We start from the raw sequence: 17793 nt of genomic DNA, 5'->3' as shown, positions 1-17793 counted from the left end.
ATGAAATTGAATCTGCGCCAGATCGAGGTCTTCCGCGCCATCATGTTGAGCGGCTCGATCAGCGGCGCTTCCAAGCTGCTGTTCGTGTCGCAGCCGGCCGTCAGCCGGCTGATCGCCTACACCGAGCAGCGCCTGGGCCTGATGCTGTTCGAGCGCATCAAGGGGCGGCTCTACCCCACGCCGGAGGCGCGTCGGCTGTTCGTCGAAGTGACCGCGCTCTACCAGAATGTGCAGCGCGTCAACGAGGTGGCCGACAACCTGGCCGAGAACCGCGAGGGCCAATTGCGCCTGGCCTGTAGCCCGAGCCTGGGCCAGTCGCTGCTGCCGCGCGCCATCGCCCGTTTTCGCCAGCTGCATCCGGAAATCCGCATCGTGCTGCAGACGCAGATTCCGGCGGCGATGGAACAGTCGCTGCTGACCCAGCAGGTCGAGCTGGGCGTGGCCTACATGCCGGTGAACCATCCCAGCCTGGCGACCCGGCCGCTATATGAGAACCGCATCGTGGCGGTGCTGCCCGCCGGCCATCCGCTGGCCGGACGCCGCCAGGTCACCGCCGCCGAGCTGGCGCGCGAGCCGCTGATCGGCTACAGCGCAGACATTCCCTTCGGCATGCTGGTGCACAAGCTGTTCGGCGCCGAGGACGCGCAGCCCGAGCCGCGCATCGAGGTGCAGCAGGCGCACGTGGCCTGTGCCCTGGTGCAGGCCGGCGCCGGCGTGGCGCTGGCGGACGAGATCACCGTGGCCGGGCCGATCTGGTCGGATGTGGTGACGGTGCCGATCGCCGACACGGTCAACGCGCCGGTCAACGTGTTCCACCTGCAATTGCAGCCGCTGTCGCGGCTGGCGCAGGCCTTCATCGACGTGCTGGTGAGGGTGGACCAGCCCGCCGGCGCCTGATCTTTTCCCCTGTTGGCGCCTGGGGATATCCCTAGGTCCGTTCTGCCCCCGGATTGCCCCTCTCTGGGGGCGCACCCCGCTATTAACCCAATGTTATGAACAAGGCATAAAAGGTAATACGACATTAACAGGATTGGTTCCTATGATGCCCTCGTCCGTCCAGCGCAAAACGCCGCTGGAGCCGCTAAACGCAATCGGGAAAGGAAGGGCGCAGCAATGGGAAGAATCTTGACGATGCAGGATGTCGAAGCCGCGGTCAGGGGCGGTTCGGTGTTTGCCTGTGGCGGGGGCGGCTGGGCCGAGCATGGCCGCGAACTGGGATCGCTGGCCGTGACCATCGGCCGGCCCGAGTTGGTGTCGATGGACGAAGTGCCCGATGACGCCTGGATCGCCACCGCCGCCGCCATCGGCGCGCCGGGCGGGCTGACCGACTGGCAGATGCTGGGCATCGACTACGTCAAGGCGGCCGAGCGCTTGCAGGACGCGCTGGGCGAGCGCCTGTATGGCCTCATCATCGGCCAGAACGGCATGTCCAGCACGCTCAACGGCTGGCTGCCGTCGGCGGTGCTGGGCACCAAGGTGGTGGACGCGGTGGGCGACATCCGCGCCCATCCCACCGGCGACATGGGCTCGCTGGGCCTGGCCGGCAGCCCCGAGCCGATGATCCAGTGCGCCGTGGGCGGCAACCGCGCCAACAACGCCTATATGGAATTGACAGTGCACGGCGCCACCGGCAAGGTCTCGCCGGTGCTGCGCCGCGCAGCCGACATGGCCGGCGGCTTCATCGCCAGCTGCCGCAATCCGATCCGCGCGTCCTACGTGCGGCGCCACGCCGCGCTGGGCGGCATCAGCCGCGCGCTGGCGCTGGGCGAAGCCATCCTGGCGGCGCAGCCCAAGGGCGGCAGCGCCGTGATCGACGCCATCTGCAAGGCCACGCAGGGCGAGATCATTGGCTCCGGCAAGGTGGCGCGCAACACGCTCAAGTACACCGAGGAAGCCTTCGACATCGGCACGGTCGAGATCGGCGAGGGCGCGGGCAAGCGCGTCATCCACGTCATGAACGAACACATGGCGGTGACCGACGGGCAGGGCGAGCGCATCGCCTGCTATCCGGACGTGATCACCACGCTGGACGCCGACGGTAATCCGGTCAGCGCCGGCAAGCTGCGCGAGGGCCTGCAGGTGTCCATCCTGCACGTGTCCAAGCAGCACATCCCGCTGTCCTCCAGCGTCACCGACGCCTCGGTCTACCCGATCGTCGAAAAGGCGCTGGGCATGGATTTCACCGGCTACGCGCTGGGTCGCGGGTTGGATCGTTGAGGGGGCAGCGATGAAACGTGAATTCAAGGTGCCGGGCGGCGCCACGCTGCGTTGCAAGGGCTGGCGCCAGGAAGCGCTGCTGCGCCTCCTGGAGAACGTGCTGGCGGTGGGCGAGGATCCCGCCAACCTGGTGGTCTACGCGGCGCTGGGCCGTGCCGCGCGCGACTGGCCGTCGCACGACGCCATCGTGCGCGCGCTGATGACGCTGGAAGAGGACCAGACCCTGATCGTGCAGTCCGGCAAGCCCATCGGCGTGCTGCGCACCCATCCGCAGGCGCCGATCGTGATCATGGCCAACTGCAACATGGTGGGGCAGTGGGCGCATGCCGAGAATTTCTACCGCATGCAGGACGACAACCTGATCTGCTGGGGCGGCCTGACCGCCGGCGACTGGCAGTACATCGGCTCGCAGGGCGTGATCCAGGGCACTTACGAGATCTTCTCGCGCATCGCCGAGCGCCATTTCGACAACGACCTGCGCGGCCGCTTCATCCTGACGGCGGGCATGGGCGGCATGGGCGGCGCCCAGCCGCTGGCGGGCCGCATGGCCAACGCCGCCATCCTGACGGTCGAGATCGATCCGGAACGCATCGAGAAACGCATCAAGGCCGGCTTCCTGGAGTGCCGCGCCGACTCGCTGGACGAGGCGCTGGCGCTGATCCGCGACGCGCAGGCGGCGCGCCGTCCGCTGTCGGTGGGCCTGCTCGGCAACGCCGCCGACGTGTATCCCGAGATCCTGGCGCGCGGCATCGTACCCGACATCGTCACCGACCAGACCTCGGCGCATGACCTGGTCTACGGCTACGTGCCGGCCGGCCACACGCTGGAACAGGTCGCGCGCATGCGCCGCGACGACATGGCCGGCCTGATGGACGCCAGCCGCCGCTCGATCGTGCGCCACGTCACCGCGATGCTGGGTTTCAAGGACCGCGGCGCGGTGGTGTTCGACAACGGCAACCTGATCCGCACCCATGCGAAGCAGGGCGGCGTCGAGCGCGCCTTCGAGATCCCGGTGTTCACCGAGGCCTTCCTGCGCCCGCTGTTCGCGCGCGCCATCGGCCCGTTCCGCTGGATCGCGCTGTCCAACGACCCCGATGACATCCGCAAGATCGACGATTTCCTGCTGCGGCGCTTCCCCGACAACCTGATCGTGTCCAACTGGATCCGGCTGGCGCGCGAATCGGTGCCGTTCGAGGGCCTGCCCGCGCGCATCGCCTGGCTTGGCCATGGCGAGCGCACCGAGCTGGCGCTGGAGGTGAACCGCATGGTGCGCGCCGGCATCCTGGCCGCGCCGGTGGCCTTCACCCGCGACCACCTGGACGCAGGCGCCATGGCGCATCCGAACATCATGACCGAGAACATGCGCGACGGCTCCGACGCCATCGCCGACTGGCCGCTGCTGAACGCGATGATCAACTGTTCGTCCAGCGCCGACCTGGTGGCGATCCACTCGGGCGGCGGCGGCTACAGCGGCTATATGACCAGCGCCGGCGTGACGGTGGTGGCCGATGGCACCGACGCGGCGGCGCAGCGCCTGTCGCTGTCGCTGACCAACGACACCGCCAGCGGCGTGCTGCGCTATGCCGACGCCGGCTACGAAGAGGCGCTGGACGAAGTGGGCAGGAAGGGTATCGACCGTATCGACACGACGGCGACGCAGGTTTGAAAGGCAATACATAACAGCCCCGGATACGGGGCGAATCAACGGGAACGTCAATGAAAAACATCGCAATCAACCCGGGCGCGGGGATGGTGGGGGGCAATGCCGCCCACGCGGGCGCCGACGAGCACAAGGGCGCCAAGAAGGCGGTCATCGCCGCTTCCATCGGCAACGCCCTGGAGTGGTACGACTTTTCGGTCTACGCGCTGTTCGCGGTGTACATCGGGCAGAACTTCTTCCACAACGAAGATCCGACGGTGCAGCTGATGGCCTCGTTCCTGGCCTTCGGGCTGGGCTTCGTGGTGCGGCCTCTGGGCGCGCTGATGCTGGGGGCGTACGGCGACCGCGCCGGCCGCAAGGCCGCGCTGACGCTGACCATCATGCTGATGGCGCTGGGCACGCTGCTGATCGCCATCGCGCCGCCGTACGCCGCCATCGGCGTGGGCGCGCCGCTGCTGATCGTGTGCGGCCGCATGCTGCAGGGCTTCTCGGCCGGCGGCGAAGTGGGCGGCGCCACCGCCTTCCTGGTCGAGCACGCGCCGGCCGGCAAGCGCGGCCAGTATGCCTCGTGGCTGCAGGCCAGCATGGGCATCTCCAACCTGCTGGGCGCGCTGGTCGCCACGCTGGTGACCACGTTGCTGACGGAAGACCAGGTGGGCGAATGGGGTTGGCGCATTCCGTTCATCGTCGGCCTGTCGATCGCGCCGGTGGGGCTGTGGATGCGCCGCACGCTGGACGAGACGCCGCATTTCCGCGAAGAGCAGCAGCGCCAGGCCGCCAGCGGCAAGCCCGTCAAGGCGCCGCTCTTGAGCGTGCTGCGCGACTATCCGCGCGAGCTGTTCACCGGCCTGTGCATGTCGGTGCTGTGGGCTATCGGCCCGTACGCGCTGATCATCTTCATGCCGATCTACGTGCAAAAGAGCATGGGTTTCACCAGCTCGCAGGCCTTCCTGGGCGCGCTGATCGGCAACCTGTTCCTGATCGGCGGCTGCTTCTTCTCGGGCACCCTGTCCGACCGCTATGGCCGTCGCACCGTGTTGCGGGCCTCGGCGCTGTTGCTGCTGATCGCGGTGTATCCGCTGATGATGTGGTTGCAGGCCAACCACACTCAGTTCGCGCTGATCGTGGTGCAGTCGTCGTTCTGCCTGCTGGTGGCGTTGTACGTCGGCACCGCGCCGTCGGCGCTGTCGGAGGTGTTCCCGACGGCGGTGCGCTCGTCCGGCATGTCCCTGGCCTACAACACCGCGGTGACGGTGCTGGGCGGCTTCGCGCCGGCCATCCTGACCTGGATCACGTACACCACCGGCGTGGCCTTCGCGCCGGCGCTGTATGTGATGGGCGTCTGCGTGGTGGCGTTGGTGGCGTTGACCGTGCTGCCGCAGAAGAATCATGTCTGAGGCCCACATGCGGTTCGCGAATGTGGCGCCAGCAAGCTTGCCGGCGCGCCGGTTGGCCGCCGGCGGCCTGCGCCGCTGGTTCGGCCGCGCCGCCGCTGCGCTGGGCGTGGCGGCGATGCTGGCCGCGCCCGCCGCGCAGGCGGCGGATGGCGCCGAACTGGTGCTGTTGGGCGTGGCCGGCGGCCCGACCTGGTACGGCAACGACGCGCCCCACGGCATCTCATCGGCGCTGGTGGTGGACGGCAAGGCCTACCTGGTGGACCTGGGCTCGGGCGCCTACCGGCAATTGCGCCGCGCCGGCATCAAGCCCGGCGCTGAGCAGGCCGTGTTTCTCACGCACCTGCACACCGATCACATCATCGACCTGGCCAGCCTGCTGATGTACGACCCCAGCGCGCGCCGCCGCGCCAAGGCGTCGTTGCAGATCTACGGGCCGGGCCGCCGCGGCGCTTTGCCGCCGCTGGCGCCGGGCCTGGCGGGCGATCCGGTGATCCATGCCGAGAACCCCGGAGCCGGCACGGCGGACCTTGTGGACTCGGTGGTGGCGGGCATGGCCGCCGACCTGAACATCCGCGTGCGCAGCGAGGGCGTGCCCGATGTGCGCGGTTTCTTCCTGGCCCACGACATCGTCGTGCCGGCCGGGGTGGTGAAAGACCCGAACGCCGATCCCGCGCCGCCGATGGAGCCCTTCGAGGTCTGGCGCGACGAACGCGTGACGGTCAGCGCCATCCTGGTGCCGCACGGGCTGGTGTATCCCAACTTCGCCTACCGCTTCGACACCGCGTCGGGATCGGTGGTGTTCTCCGGCGACACCGCGTTCAGTCCCAACCTGGTCAAGCTGGCGCGCGGCGCCGACATCCTGGTGCACGAGGCGATCGATCCCGCCTGGGTCGACCACATCGTCGGCCCCAAGCCATGGGACGCGCGCCAGCAGGCGCTGGCGCGGCAGCTGCTGGAGGCGCACACCACGCCGCAGCAGGCGGGCGAGGCAGCCACGCGGGCCGGTGTGCGCAAGCTGGTGCTGTCGCACCTGGTGCCCGGCGACGCGCCGGCCGAGCATTGGCTGCATGCCCGCGAGACCTTCAAGGGGCCGGTGGTGCTGGGCCAGGATTTGATGCGTATTCCCCTGAAGCAACCCTAAGCATCGTCGGAGGCGAGATGAAGTCTTTGCGTGTTGATACCCACCGACGCGCGGCGCGCGCGTGCGGCCGGATGGCGCTGCTGGCGTCGCTGCTGCTGGGCGCGGCCGCGCAGGCGGCAGCCGATTGCAGCGTGACGCTGGACGGCAAATCGCTGACCGCGGCGCAGGTGCTGGCGGTGGCGCGGCAGGATTGCGCCGTTGCCATCGCGCCGGCCGCTGCCCAGCGCGCGGCGCGCGCCTACGACCTGCTGCTGGCCTACGCGCGCCTGGACAAGCCGGTCTATGGCCTGAACCGGGGCGTTGGCCTGAACAAGGACCAGACCATCTTCCAGGGCGGCGAGATCTCGCCCGAGGTGCGGCGCCTGTCCGAACAGTTCAACCGCAACCTGCTGCATTCGCACAGCGCGGCCTACGGCGCCGAGGCGCCGCGCGACGTGACCCGCGCCGCCATGCTGATCCGCCTGAACACGGCGCTGTTCGGTGGCGCCGGCATGCAACCGGCGGTGCTGGAGCAATACGCCGCGTTTCTCAACCGCGACGTGACGCCGGTGATGCTGGGCGAAGGCTCGGTCGGCCAGGCCGATATCACCATCCTGCCGCAGATCGGCCTGGTGATGATGGGCGAGGGCGAGGCCTGGCGTGGCGGCCATCGCATGAGCGCCGGGCAGGCCCTGCGCGAGGCCGGCCTGACGGCGGTGCGTCCGTTCGGCAAGGACGCGCTGTCGATGGTCAGCTCGAACGCCTACGGCGCCGCGCTGGCGGTGCTGGCCGCGCACGATGCGCGCGCGCTGCTGGCGCAGGCCGACGCGGTGGCGGCGCTGTCGCTCGAAGGCCTGGACGGCAACCTGGCGCCCTTGCTGGCGCCCGCGCAATCGCAACGGCCTTACGCCGGCCAGCGCCAGACCGCCGAGCGCATGCTGGACCTGCTGCGCGGCAGCGCGTTGTGGAAGCGCGATCCGCAGCGACCCTTGCAGGACCCGCTGAGTTTTCGCACGGTGAGCCAGGTGCACGGCGCGGCGCGCGACCTGCTGGCGCTACTGGACCGGCAGCTGCAGGTGCAGATCAACAGTTCCGACGACAACCCGACGGTGGTGCTGGACGCCGCGCCGGCGGCCGGCGCGCCCGACTATGAAACCCAGTATTACGTGACCGAGGGGCCGGTGCGCGGCGCGGTCATGCCCAGCGCCGGGTTCGATCCCAGCGCCTGGGTCCTGCCGCTGCAAGGCGCCGGCGTGGCGCTGTCGCAGGTGGCGCAACTGTCGGCGCAACGCACCTTGCGGCTGACGGACCCGGCCTTCACGCGATTGCCGCGCTTTCTCAGTCCGGGCAATGGCGCCATCGGCTACGGCCCGATCCAGAAGACCGTGTCGTCGCTGGCGGCGGACGTGCGCGCCCTGGCCGGGCCGGTCGTGACCGACGTGCAGCCGCAGGCCGGCAATATCGAGGACGTCGGCACCAACGCGCCGCTGACCGGGCTGCGCGTGACCGGCCAGATCGCGGCCCTGACCCGGCTGCTGGCGGTGGAACTGATGCACGGCGCCCAGGCGGTCGACCTGCGCTATCCGCAAGGCCCGGCGGCGGCGCTGGGGCAGGGCACCGCCAGCCTGTGGCGGGATTTCCGCAAGCAGGTGCCTTACATGGCCGAAGACCGGCGCAACGATACCGATGTCATCACCGCCACGGCCTTTCTGCGCCAGGCGCGAGGCGGCCAATCGGCCTGGGCGCGCGCCGACACGGCGCGCTGAGCCGCGGCCAGCGGAAATCGGCTCGCGCCCGGCGGAAATGCGCCCGGGCGTGCGCGCGGTTTTTCCCGTGGAACAGTGCGTTGCGCCGCCATCGCCCGCGCGGTGGCCGGGGGGCGCTTTCCGGCGGGCGATTTGCGCTACATTTGCCCGACGCGCGCGGGGCGCCAGCCAGGCGCCGCGCCTGTCACAATCGTCATCCCTTACCGCCACCGGATCTCCAGGAGCTCCCCCGCATGTCCTCCCTCGACGCGTTCGCCATCACCCGGAAATGGCCGGCCCAGCATCCCGACCGCATCCAGTTGTATTCGCTGCCCACGCCCAACGGCGTCAAGGTGTCGATCCTGCTGGAAGAGCTGGGCCTGCCCTATGAGCCGCATCGGGTCAGTTTCGACTCGCAGGACCAGTTCTCGCCGGAATTCCTGTCGCTCAGCCCGAACAACAAGATCCCGGCCATCCTCGACCCCAACGGCCCGGACGGCAAGCCGCTGGCGCTGTTCGAGTCCGGCGCCATCCTGGTGTACCTGGCCAGCAAGACCGGCCAGTTCATCCCGGCCGACACCGCCGGCCGCTACGAGACCCTGCAATGGGTGATGTTCCAGATGGGCGGCATCGGCCCGATGTTCGGCCAGTTGGGCTTCTTCCACAAGTTCGCCGGCAAGGACTACGAGGACAAGCGTCCCCGCGACCGCTACGTGGCCGAATCCGAGCGCCTGTTGGGCGTGCTGGACAAGCGCCTGGAAGGGCGCGACTGGGTCATGGGCGAGCAATACACCATTGCCGATATCGCCATCCTGCCGTGGGTGCGCAACCTTATCGGCTTCTACGGCGCGGGCGATCTGGTCGACTTTCCGCAGTTCAGGAACGTGGCCCGCGTGCTGGAAACCTTCGTGGCGCGTCCGGCCGTGGTGAAGGGCCTGGCGATCCCGGCCTGACGGCCCTCAATTGGTGCCGGTCCGGCGGCTCATCGCGGCCCGCCGGAGCGGCCCGATCCGCGTATTCAGGAGATCGTTCCCCTGTTAATTAGTCTGAGGGATCGGGCCGGTTTGCGCCGCATCAAACAACGCCGATACTTTCATTCTTTTCGGTCATATGCTTATTACCAAAAAGCGTAAGCTGCCTCCATAAGCTGGACCACGCAGTACGAACACCCCGACGTGCGCGCTGGCCGGCAGCAACGGAGGGATGGAATGAAGCACTTCGGGATCAAGGCGGTGGCGCTATTGGCGCTGGCGGGCCTGGGCGGCGGTATCGGCGGCGCCCACCTGTTGACCGCCGTCCGCAAGTCGGACAGCACGGCGGTCGTCGATCCGCAGGACCGCCGGCTGGCCGAAGCCGGCGCCTACATCGCGCGCACCGCCGACTGTATCGCCTGTCATAGCGCGCCGGGCGACAAGCCGTTCTCGGGCGGCCTGGCGATGCAGACGCCGGTGGGCACCATCTACTCCTCCAACATCACGCCCGACAAGCGCACCGGCATCGGCGCCTACAGCTACGCCGACTTCAAGAACGCGGTGCAATACGGCATCCGCAAGGATGGCGCCACGCTCTACCCGGCCATGCCGTATCCGTCGTACGCCATCATGCCCGACGCGGACATCCAGGCGCTCTACGCGTATTTCATGTCGCAGGTCGAGCCCGTGGACAAGCCCAGCGCCGACTCCACCATTCCGTGGCCCTTGAACATGCGCTGGCCCATGGCCTGGTGGCAGCTGGTGTTCGCCGGCAAGCGCGACTTCGCCGCGCCGGCAGGCGCGGACGAGCAGGTCCGGCGCGGCGCGTACCTGGTGGAAGGTCCGGGCCATTGCGGCGCCTGCCACACGCCGCGCGGCCTGGCCTACCAGGAAAAGGCGCTGTCCATGGCGGACGGCGACGCCTTCCTGTCCGGCGCCGTGATCGACGGCTGGCGCGCCAAGAGCCTGCGCGGCGAAGCCCGCGGCCTGGCGTCCTGGAGCGCGGACGACATCGCCCTGTTCCTGAAGACCGGCCGCACCGACAGGGTCGCGGTGTTCGGCGCCATGGCCGACGTGGTCGAGCACAGCACGCGCTATTTCACCGATGACGACCTGGCCAGCATCGCCGCTTACCTGAAGCAGCTGCCGCCGGTGCCCGGCAAGGCGCCGGCGTTCCCGGCCAAGGCGGACAACACCACCGCGTCGCTGCTGGCCGGCCGCTACGACTCGCGCGGCGCGGTGATCTACATGGAGCATTGCGTCATCTGCCACCGCGCCGATGGCCAGGGCATGCCGCGCATCTTCCCGGCGCTGGCGGGCAACTCCGCGATCTTCGCGCAGAACCCGCAGTCCATCATCCAGATCACGCTGGAAGGCGGCAAGATGCCCGCCAACGACCATGATGCCATGGCCTTCGCGATGCCGCGCTTCAACCACCTGAGCGACCAGGACATCACCGACGTCATCAATTTCATCCGCACGGCCTGGACCAACCAGGCGCCGCCGATCGCCAGCGACGAGGTCGCGCACATCCGTGGTTTCCTGGCCAGCAAGAAGCCGAACATCGTGTCGGGAGGCAAGCATGAATAAGCTGTACAAGATCGCCGCCGCGGCGGCGCTGCTGGCCGGGGGCGGCCTGGCCGCGCTGGCGGCGCCGCCGGCGCCGGCCGGCGAAACCAGAACCTTCGCCGTGCTCGACAAAGACGGCAAGCGGCTGGCCGACTACACCATTCCGTCCGACACCCTGATCGACAAGGCGCCCAACGCCGAGCAGATCCGGTATGGCCAGCGCCTGCTCAACGAGACCCGCCGGCTGCTGCCGGATAACACCGGCGCCAGCCTCAATTGCAGCAGCTGCCATGTTCAGCAGGGCAAGAAGCCGCTGGGCGCGCCCTACATCAATTCGGTCAATTCGTTCCCGCAGTTCAATCCGCGCGCGGGCCGCGAAGTGACGCTGGCGGACCGCATCAACGGCTGTTTCCAACGCTCGATGAACGGCAAGCCGCTGGACAAGGAGTCGCCGGAAATGCTGGCGATGCTGGCCTACATGAAGTGGCTGGCGCAGGACGTGCCGCACGGTGCCCAGGTGCAGATCAAGAATGCCTGGCCCATCGACACCAAGCTGGTGCCCGACGCGGCGCGCGGCAAGACCCTGTACGCGGCGCAGTGCGCCGCCTGCCACGGCGCCAATGGCGAAGGCAAGCGCGACGGCGCCGGCAATATCGTGTTCCCGCCGTTGTGGGGCGAGGAATCGTTCAACATCGGCGCCGGACTGGCCCGCACCTACAAGGCGGCGGCCTTCATCCGCAACAGCATGCCGATGGGCGTGAACACTCATGGCAACTGGGGCGAGGGCAAGGTGCTGTCGGACCAGGACGCGGTCGACGTGGCCGAGTACTTCACCCACATGCCGCGGCCGGACTTCCCGCCCAAGGACAAGGACTGGCCGGACGGCAAGAAGCCCAAGGACGCGCGCTATTGAGCAACCGAGCCGGACGCGCGGGCCTGCCCCGTCCGGGGCGGCCCGGATCCGGGCCGGGTGATGGCGCGCTCCACGCCCTACAATCGGCGAGTCTTCCCTCGTGATCGTCCCGGGCCCGCCATGGAACTGCGCCAGCTTCGTTATTTCGTTCGCGTCGTCGAAGCCGGCAGCATCGGCCGCGCGGCCATGTCGCTGGGCATGGTGACGTCGGCGCTCAGCCAGCAGATCAGCCGGCTCGAAGGCGAGCTGGCCACCCGGCTGCTGCAACGCAGCGCCAGCGGCGTGGTGCCCACCGATGCCGGGCTGGCGTTTTTCCGCCAGGCCCAGCTGGCGTTGCGCCATGCCGACGACGCCGTCCAAGCCGCGCAGCAGGCGCGCCTGGCCGGCCACGTCAGCGTCGGCCTGTCGTCCACGACCGCCTCCATCCTGGGGGCGCCGTTCGTGCAGGCCATGAACGCGCGCTATCCGGACATCCGCCTGCACCTGGTCGAGGCGTTGTCGGGCCACCTGGCCGACATGCTCAACGGCCGCCAGCTCGACCTGGCCATCGTGTTCCATGCCGAAGCGGCGCGCCGCTGGAGCGTGACGCCGTTGCTGGACGAGCCCCTGTACCTGTGCGCCGGGCGCGGCATGACGGGCCTGCCCGCCGGCCCCGCCACCCGCCTGGAGGAGATCGCGGGCCTGCCGCTGGTGCTGCCCAGCGGCCGCCACGGGCTGCGTGCCCTGGTCAGCCGGGGATTCCAGCAGCGCGGGTTGACGCCCCGGGTGGTGGCCGAAGTCGATGGCCTGGCGTTGTTGATGGAGGTGGTGCAACTGGGCTATGCCGCCACCATCCAGCCCAGTTCCGCCACCGCCCGCATCGCGCCGGGGCAGTTGGCCATGGCACGGATCGACGACGCCGACCTGTTCCGGCCCAACCTGCTGGCCAGCCTGTCGGACGACGAATTGTCGCCGGCGGCGCTGGCCGCGAGGTTGGTGCTGGCCGACGTCTCGCGCACCCTGGCGCGCGACGGCAAATGGGCGGTGACCGCGCTGCATGCGTCATGAGCGGGCGGCGCTTTCCGCCCATGCGCGATGCCACGCACCGGCGCAATACCGCCCTTCACGAATCATGAAGACCCGTTGACGGCGCGCTGATATCGCGGCGCGCGGCGTCGGCCTACAGTCCGTTCCTTGATCCGGGAACGATGACATGGTCGATGTATTGGTGATAGGCGGAGGCAACGCGGCGCTGTGCGCGGCCCTGATGGCGCGCGAGGCGGGCGCCAGCGTGTTGCTGCTGGAAGCCGCGCCGCGCGAATGGCGCGGCGGCAACTCGCAGCACACGCGCAACCTGCGCTGCATGCACGACGCGCCGCAGGACGTGCTGGTGGACGCCTATCCGGAAGAGGAATACTGGCAGGACCTGCTCAAGGTCACCGGCGGCCAGACCGACGAGAAACTGGCGCGGCTGGTGATCCGCGAATCCGCCACCTGTCGCGACTGGATGCGGCGCCATGGCGTCAATTTCCAGCCGCCGCTGTCGGGCGCGCTGCACGTGGCCCGCACCAATGCCTTCTTCATGGGCGGCGGCAAGGCGCTGGTCAATGCCTATTACCGCAGCGCCGAGGCCTTGGGCGTGCGCATCCGCTACGACGCGCCGGTGGACGCGCTGGAACTGCGGGACGGCCGCTTCAAGGCCGCCCGCATCGGCGCCGAGCGCATCGAGGCGCGCGCCTGCGTGCTGGCGGCGGGCGGTTTCGAGTCCAACCGCGACTGGCTGCGCGAGGCCTGGGGCCGCAACGAGCGCGGCGAATGGCCGGCCGACAATTTCCTCATCCGCGGCACCCGCTACAACCAGGGCGTGCTGCTCAAGTTCATGCTGGACGCCGGCGCCGACCGCATCGGCGATCCGTCACAGTCGCATTGCGTGGCCATCGACGCGCGCGCGCCGCTGTACGACGGCGGCATCTGCACCCGCATCGACTGCGTCTCGCTGGGCGTGGTGGTCAACCGCGACGCGCAACGCTTCTACGACGAGGGCGAGGATTTCTGGCCCAAGCGCTACGCCATCTGGGGCCGCCTGACGGCCATGCAGCCGGGGCAGATCGCCTACTCGATCATCGACGCCAAGGCCGTGGGCCGTTTCATGCCGCCGGTGTTTCCCGGCGTCACCGCCGATTCCGTGCCGGAGCTGGGGCGGCGGCTGGGACTGGACCCGGTGGCGTTCGAGCACACCATCCGCGCATACAACCAGGCCTGTAGAACCGGCACCTTCGACCACACGACGCTGGACGACTGCCGCACCGAGGGCCTGGCGCCCGCCAAGACCCACTGGGCCCGGCCCATCGACACCGCGCCGTTCTACGGCTACGCGCTGCGGCCCGGCATCACCTTCACCTATCTGGGCCTGAAGGTGGACGAGACCGCCGCGGTCCGTTTCAACGGCGTGCCCAGCGACAACCTGTTCGTGGCCGGCGAGATGATGGCGGGCAACGTGCTGGGCAAGGGTTACACGGCGGGCGTCGGCATGTCCATCGGCACCGCGTTCGGCCGGATTGCCGGCACGCGCGCCGCGGCCGCCGCGCGCCAATCGCATCACGCAGGAGCACAGCATGCGGCAGCTTGAAGCCCTGGCCCGCGAGGCCCAATCGTTCCCGCAGGCCGCGCCGGCAATGGTCGAACAGCCGGTGCGCTGGCATGGCCGTGGCGCCGCGCTCAGCACCGACGAAGCCGAAGTGGCGCGCGTCATGCAGATCTGCAATGCCTGCCGCTACTGCGAAGGCTTTTGCGCCGTCTTCCCGGCCATGACCCGGCGGCTGGAATTCGGCAAGGCCGACCTGAACTACCTGGCCAACCTGTGCCACAACTGCGGCGCCTGTCTGCACGCCTGTCAGTACGCGCCGCCGCATGAGTTCGCGGTGAACGTGCCGCGGGCCATGGCCAAGGTGCGGCTGCAGACCTACACCGAGTACGCGTTTCCGGCCGTGCTGGGCAAACTGTACCGGCGCAACGGGCTGGCGCTGTCGCTGGCCACGGCGGCGGGACTGGCATTGTTTCTGGCCTTGACGGTGATGCTGACGGGCGGGCTGTTCCACGCGCCCATGGCGGGCAATTTCTATGCGGTGTTCCCGCACAACACGCTGGCGCTGATGTTCGGCGCGGTGTTCGGCTTCGCCATGCTGGCGCTGGCCATCGGCGCGGCGCGCTTCTGGCGCGACGTCAGCCCGGGCGCGGCCAGCGGCGCGGCGGTGGCCGAGGCCGCGCACGATGCGCTGCGCCTGCGCTACCTGGACGGCGGCCACGGCAAGGGCTGCAACAACGCCGATGATGCCTTCACCCTGTGGCGCCGGCGCTTCCACCATTTCACGTTCTACGGCTTCATGCTGTGCTTTGCCGCGACCTGCGTGGCCACGCTGTATCACTACCTGCTGGGGCAGCAGGCGCCTTATCCGTTCTGGAGCGCGCCGGTGCTGCTGGGCACGGCGGGCGGCATCGGCCTGTTGATCGGGCCGGCGGGGCTGCTGTGGCTGAACCTGAAGCGCCATCCGCTGCAGGGCGACGCGGCGCAGAAACCGATGGACCGGGGTTTCATCGCGTTGCTGCTGCTGACCAGCGCCACCGGCCTGGCGCTGCTGGCCGGCCGCGATACCGGCGCCATGGCCCTGCTGCTGGCAGTGCACCTGGGCGTGGTGATGGCGCTGTTCCTGACCCTGCCCTACGGCAAGTTCGCCCATGGCATCTATCGCTCGGCCGCGCTGTTGAAGTGGTCGATCGAGAAGCGGCAGCCCGACAAGCTGCAGTTAGGCGCCGATTGAGCCGTGGAGCGGCCGTCCGCCGGCCGCTCCGCGCATGACGGCGTCCTCGAAGACGCCGCGATCCCAATATTCCCCAGGAGACTTGCATGATCCCTCATCGCCTTGCCCGCGCGGCATTCGCCGCCGCCTGTCTGCTGCCGGCGCTGCCGGCCGCGCACGCGCAGACCTTTCCCGCCAAGCCCATCACGCTGGTCGTGCCGCATTCGGCCGGCGGCACCTCCGACATCCTGGCCCGCACGGTGGCGGCCGAGGCGGCGAAGACGCTGGGGCAGACCATCGTGATCGACAACAAGGGCGGCGCCAACGGCACCATCGCCGCCAAGCAGGTGGCATCGGCCGCGCCCGACGGCTATACGCTGCTGCTGGCGACCGCCAGCACGCACGGCATCAACCCGTCGCTGTATTCGCGCATCTCGTATGACGCGGTCAAGGACTTCGCGCCGGTCACGCTGCTGGCCACCGTGCCCAACGTGCTGGTGGTCGGTCCCCACGTGAAGGCCGCGACCGTGTCCGAGCTGATCGCCTACGTCAAGGCGCAGGGCGATCGCAGCAACATGGGTTCTGCCGGGGCGGGAACGCCGGGCCACCTGGCCGGCGAGATGTTCAAACGGGCCGCTGGCCTGCAGTTCACGCATGTGCCGTACAAGGGCGGCAGTCCGGCCATCACCGACCTGATCGGCGGTCAGATCGACTTCATGTTCACCACCATTCCGGGCGTGCTGCCGCACGTCAAGGCGGGCACGCTGCGCGCGCTGGCGGTGACCTCGCCGCAGCGCTCGCCGGCATTGCCCGAGATTCCGACCATGGCGGAGTCGGGCCTGGCGGGGTTCCAGGCGCTGTCGTGGCACGGCGTGGTGGCGCCGGCGGGCACGCCGGACGCGGTGGTGGCGCGCTTGAACGAAGCCTTGGGCGGGGCCTTGGCCGCGCCAACGGTCCGGCAGCGCCTGATGGAAGAGGGGGCGCAGGCATCGACCCTGCATACGGCCGCATTCGGCGCGTTCATCGAGCGGGAGATCGCGGCCTGGGCTCAGGCCGTGAAGGATTCCGGCGCCACCGCGAACTGAGCGCGTTGCGCGGCGGCGCCCCGCCTCGGCGGTGAGGCTTCAACCCGCCTGGTAGGCGTCGCACAGGGCCAGGTATTCGTCGCCGCTGATCGCCAGCGCCATGGCCGGGATCAGCACGCGCTTGCGATCCGGCAGCGAGGTCTTAAGCTGGATCTGGCGGCCGATCGGAATGCCGACATAGGTCTGGTTGACGTAGGTGTTCTCGTTGATGGCGTGCCACGGGATGAGCGTGCCGTCGGTCACGCGCAGGCCTTCGCGGGTGAAGGTGATGACGGGCTTGGGGGCGCCGAAGGCGCGCATCAGGCAGCGGATCACCAGCCACACGCCGATGGCCGCGATGGCGGCGAAGAACGCCATGCCGCCCAGATTGCCGCGGGCGCGCGCGGCCAGCGCGCCGAATGCCACCGCGGCCACTGTCCAGATGACGGCGCCGGCGATGAGGCGGTTGCGCGAGTGGTAGACCGGGCGATCGGCCAGGGTCTGGGCTTGGTGCGAGGCGGAGCTGTAGATTTCCATGTCTGGGTTGAAGGGCTAAGGGTGAATGGCCGCCATGCGGGCGGGCGTTGGAATCAGGCGGGCAGGTAATGCCGCAGGCAGGCCAGCAGCACCGGCTCGTTGTCGATGCCGGAGCGGTCGACCTTGTGGGTCTTGCCGCGCGCGACGATGATCAGCGTCTCGTCGGTCTCCATGCCTTCGCTGTCCGATTGCGTGCGGATGGTGTCGATGCTGGCCCACGGAATCGGCCGGCCCTTGTGGACCAGGCCGGCCGCGTTCATGCCCAGCGCGCCGAAGGAGACCGTGGCGCCGGCATCGATGCGGCGCCGGACGTCGGCTTCGAGATGGCTGCCCACGCGCGCGTCCAGCAGGTCGAGCAATGCGTCGGCATGGTCCCAGATGGCCAGCCGCAGCCGCACGCGCCGGCCATTGCCCAGCGTCAGCAGCAGGTGATCACGGTTGTGCCGATGGCGCATCGAAACGATGTCGGCGTAGGGCGCCGTGAGCGCGCCCAGATGCAGCGCCCGCTCATCCAGCGTCAGCGTGGCGGGCGCGCGCCACCAGGCGACCAGGTCCGAGCCGCGCCACAACAGGTAGCCCACGGTCGGCAGGGTCAGGAAGAAGATCAGCCACATGGCGCGATAACGCAGCATCTCGACCAGCAGCCGGCGCGGCAGCAGCCAGATGTCGACGGTGGCCAGCAGTTGCGCGGCGAACAGGTAGAGCAGCGCAGCCGCGCCGAGGTAGCAGCCCAGCGCGTAGCGCGGCAGGATGCGAGGAAAGGAAGCCGTCATGCGAGCAGCGGGCCGCGACGCGGCACCGTCCTGAACTTTGAAGGCTTGGCA

General features: G+C 69.2%; 15 protein-coding genes. 13 read left to right on the top strand and 2 right to left on the bottom strand.

Going from position 1 to position 17793, the window contains the following annotated elements:
• From HV742_RS08540 to HV742_RS08480, 13 genes are all read left to right on the top strand, one after another.
• On the top strand, positions 1-897 hold the full coding sequence (locus HV742_RS08540) for a LysR family transcriptional regulator (protein ID WP_175144822.1): 897 nt from the start codon (positions 1-3) through the stop codon (positions 895-897).
• A 216-nt stretch (positions 898-1113) separates the two neighbouring features.
• Positions 1114-2217 carry a thiohydantoin desulfurase gene (gene ertC, locus HV742_RS08535; RefSeq protein WP_175144821.1) on the top strand — a complete coding sequence of 368 codons (1104 nt, stop codon included), beginning with the start codon at positions 1114-1116 and terminating at the stop codon, positions 2215-2217.
• Positions 2218-2227: 10 nt separating this feature from the next.
• Positions 2228-3883 (top strand): thiourocanate hydratase, encoded by a 1656-nt coding sequence (gene ertB / locus HV742_RS08530; protein WP_054442637.1) that lies wholly within the window; start codon positions 2228-2230, stop codon positions 3881-3883.
• 50 nt (positions 3884-3933) lie between these two features.
• Positions 3934-5274, top strand: coding sequence for an MFS transporter (locus HV742_RS08525; protein ID WP_437340587.1), 1341 nt, complete (start codon positions 3934-3936; stop codon positions 5272-5274).
• The gene (locus HV742_RS08520; protein WP_254601010.1) at positions 5267-6415 is read left to right on the top strand and encodes an MBL fold metallo-hydrolase; all 1149 of its coding nucleotides are present in this window, start codon (positions 5267-5269) and stop codon (positions 6413-6415) included. Before HV742_RS08525 ends, HV742_RS08520 begins: the two co-directional genes overlap by 8 nt.
• Before the next feature lie 71 nt (positions 6416-6486).
• Entirely contained in the window at positions 6487-8160 is a 1674-nt protein-coding gene (locus HV742_RS08515; protein WP_175144906.1) for an HAL/PAL/TAL family ammonia-lyase, read from the top strand.
• A gap of 233 nt (positions 8161-8393) precedes the next feature.
• The gene (locus HV742_RS08510; RefSeq protein ID WP_175144820.1) at positions 8394-9092 is read left to right on the top strand and encodes a glutathione S-transferase N-terminal domain-containing protein; all 699 of its coding nucleotides are present in this window, start codon (positions 8394-8396) and stop codon (positions 9090-9092) included.
• A 255-nt stretch (positions 9093-9347) separates the two neighbouring features.
• Positions 9348-10700: a c-type cytochrome gene (locus HV742_RS08505; RefSeq protein WP_175144819.1), complete on the top strand. Its 1353-nt coding sequence runs from the start codon at positions 9348-9350 to the stop codon at positions 10698-10700.
• Positions 10693-11592 (top strand): c-type cytochrome, encoded by a 900-nt coding sequence (locus HV742_RS08500; protein ID WP_175144818.1) that lies wholly within the window; start codon positions 10693-10695, stop codon positions 11590-11592. The genes HV742_RS08505 and HV742_RS08500 overlap by 8 nt, the downstream gene beginning before the upstream one ends.
• A gap of 120 nt (positions 11593-11712) precedes the next feature.
• A complete protein-coding gene (locus HV742_RS08495; protein WP_175144817.1) occupies positions 11713-12639 on the top strand; it encodes a LysR family transcriptional regulator in 927 nt (308 codons plus the stop codon).
• 145 nt (positions 12640-12784) lie between these two features.
• Positions 12785-14200, top strand: coding sequence for an FAD-dependent tricarballylate dehydrogenase TcuA (gene tcuA, locus HV742_RS08490; RefSeq protein WP_068952004.1), 1416 nt, complete (start codon positions 12785-12787; stop codon positions 14198-14200).
• Positions 14187-15389, top strand: a complete 1203-nt coding sequence (tcuB, locus tag HV742_RS08485) for a tricarballylate utilization 4Fe-4S protein TcuB (protein ID WP_059273109.1) — start codon at positions 14187-14189, stop codon at positions 15387-15389. The genes tcuA and tcuB overlap by 14 nt, the downstream gene beginning before the upstream one ends.
• A gap of 86 nt (positions 15390-15475) precedes the next feature.
• Complete coding sequence (locus HV742_RS08480) at positions 15476-16453, top strand: Bug family tripartite tricarboxylate transporter substrate binding protein (protein ID WP_175144816.1); 978 nt, start codon at positions 15476-15478, stop codon at positions 16451-16453.
• A gap of 39 nt (positions 16454-16492) precedes the next feature.
• Here HV742_RS08480 and HV742_RS08475 read toward each other — a convergent pair whose 3' ends face one another.
• Together HV742_RS08475 and HV742_RS08470 are read right to left on the bottom strand one after the other, a co-directional pair.
• Positions 16493-16969, bottom strand: coding sequence for a hypothetical protein (locus HV742_RS08475; protein WP_059272618.1), 477 nt, complete (start codon positions 16967-16969; stop codon positions 16493-16495).
• 53 nt (positions 16970-17022) lie between these two features.
• Complete coding sequence (locus HV742_RS08470; protein WP_175144815.1) at positions 17023-17742, bottom strand: hypothetical protein; 720 nt, start codon at positions 17740-17742, stop codon at positions 17023-17025.
• Between the last annotated feature and the right edge of the window lie 51 nt (positions 17743-17793).

This window comes from Achromobacter ruhlandii (assembly GCF_902859695.1).
Taxonomy (GTDB): domain Bacteria; phylum Pseudomonadota; class Gammaproteobacteria; order Burkholderiales; family Burkholderiaceae_B; genus Achromobacter; species Achromobacter ruhlandii.
Note: the sequence above shows the minus strand (reverse complement) of the source record. Positions and strands in the feature narration are given on the sequence as shown.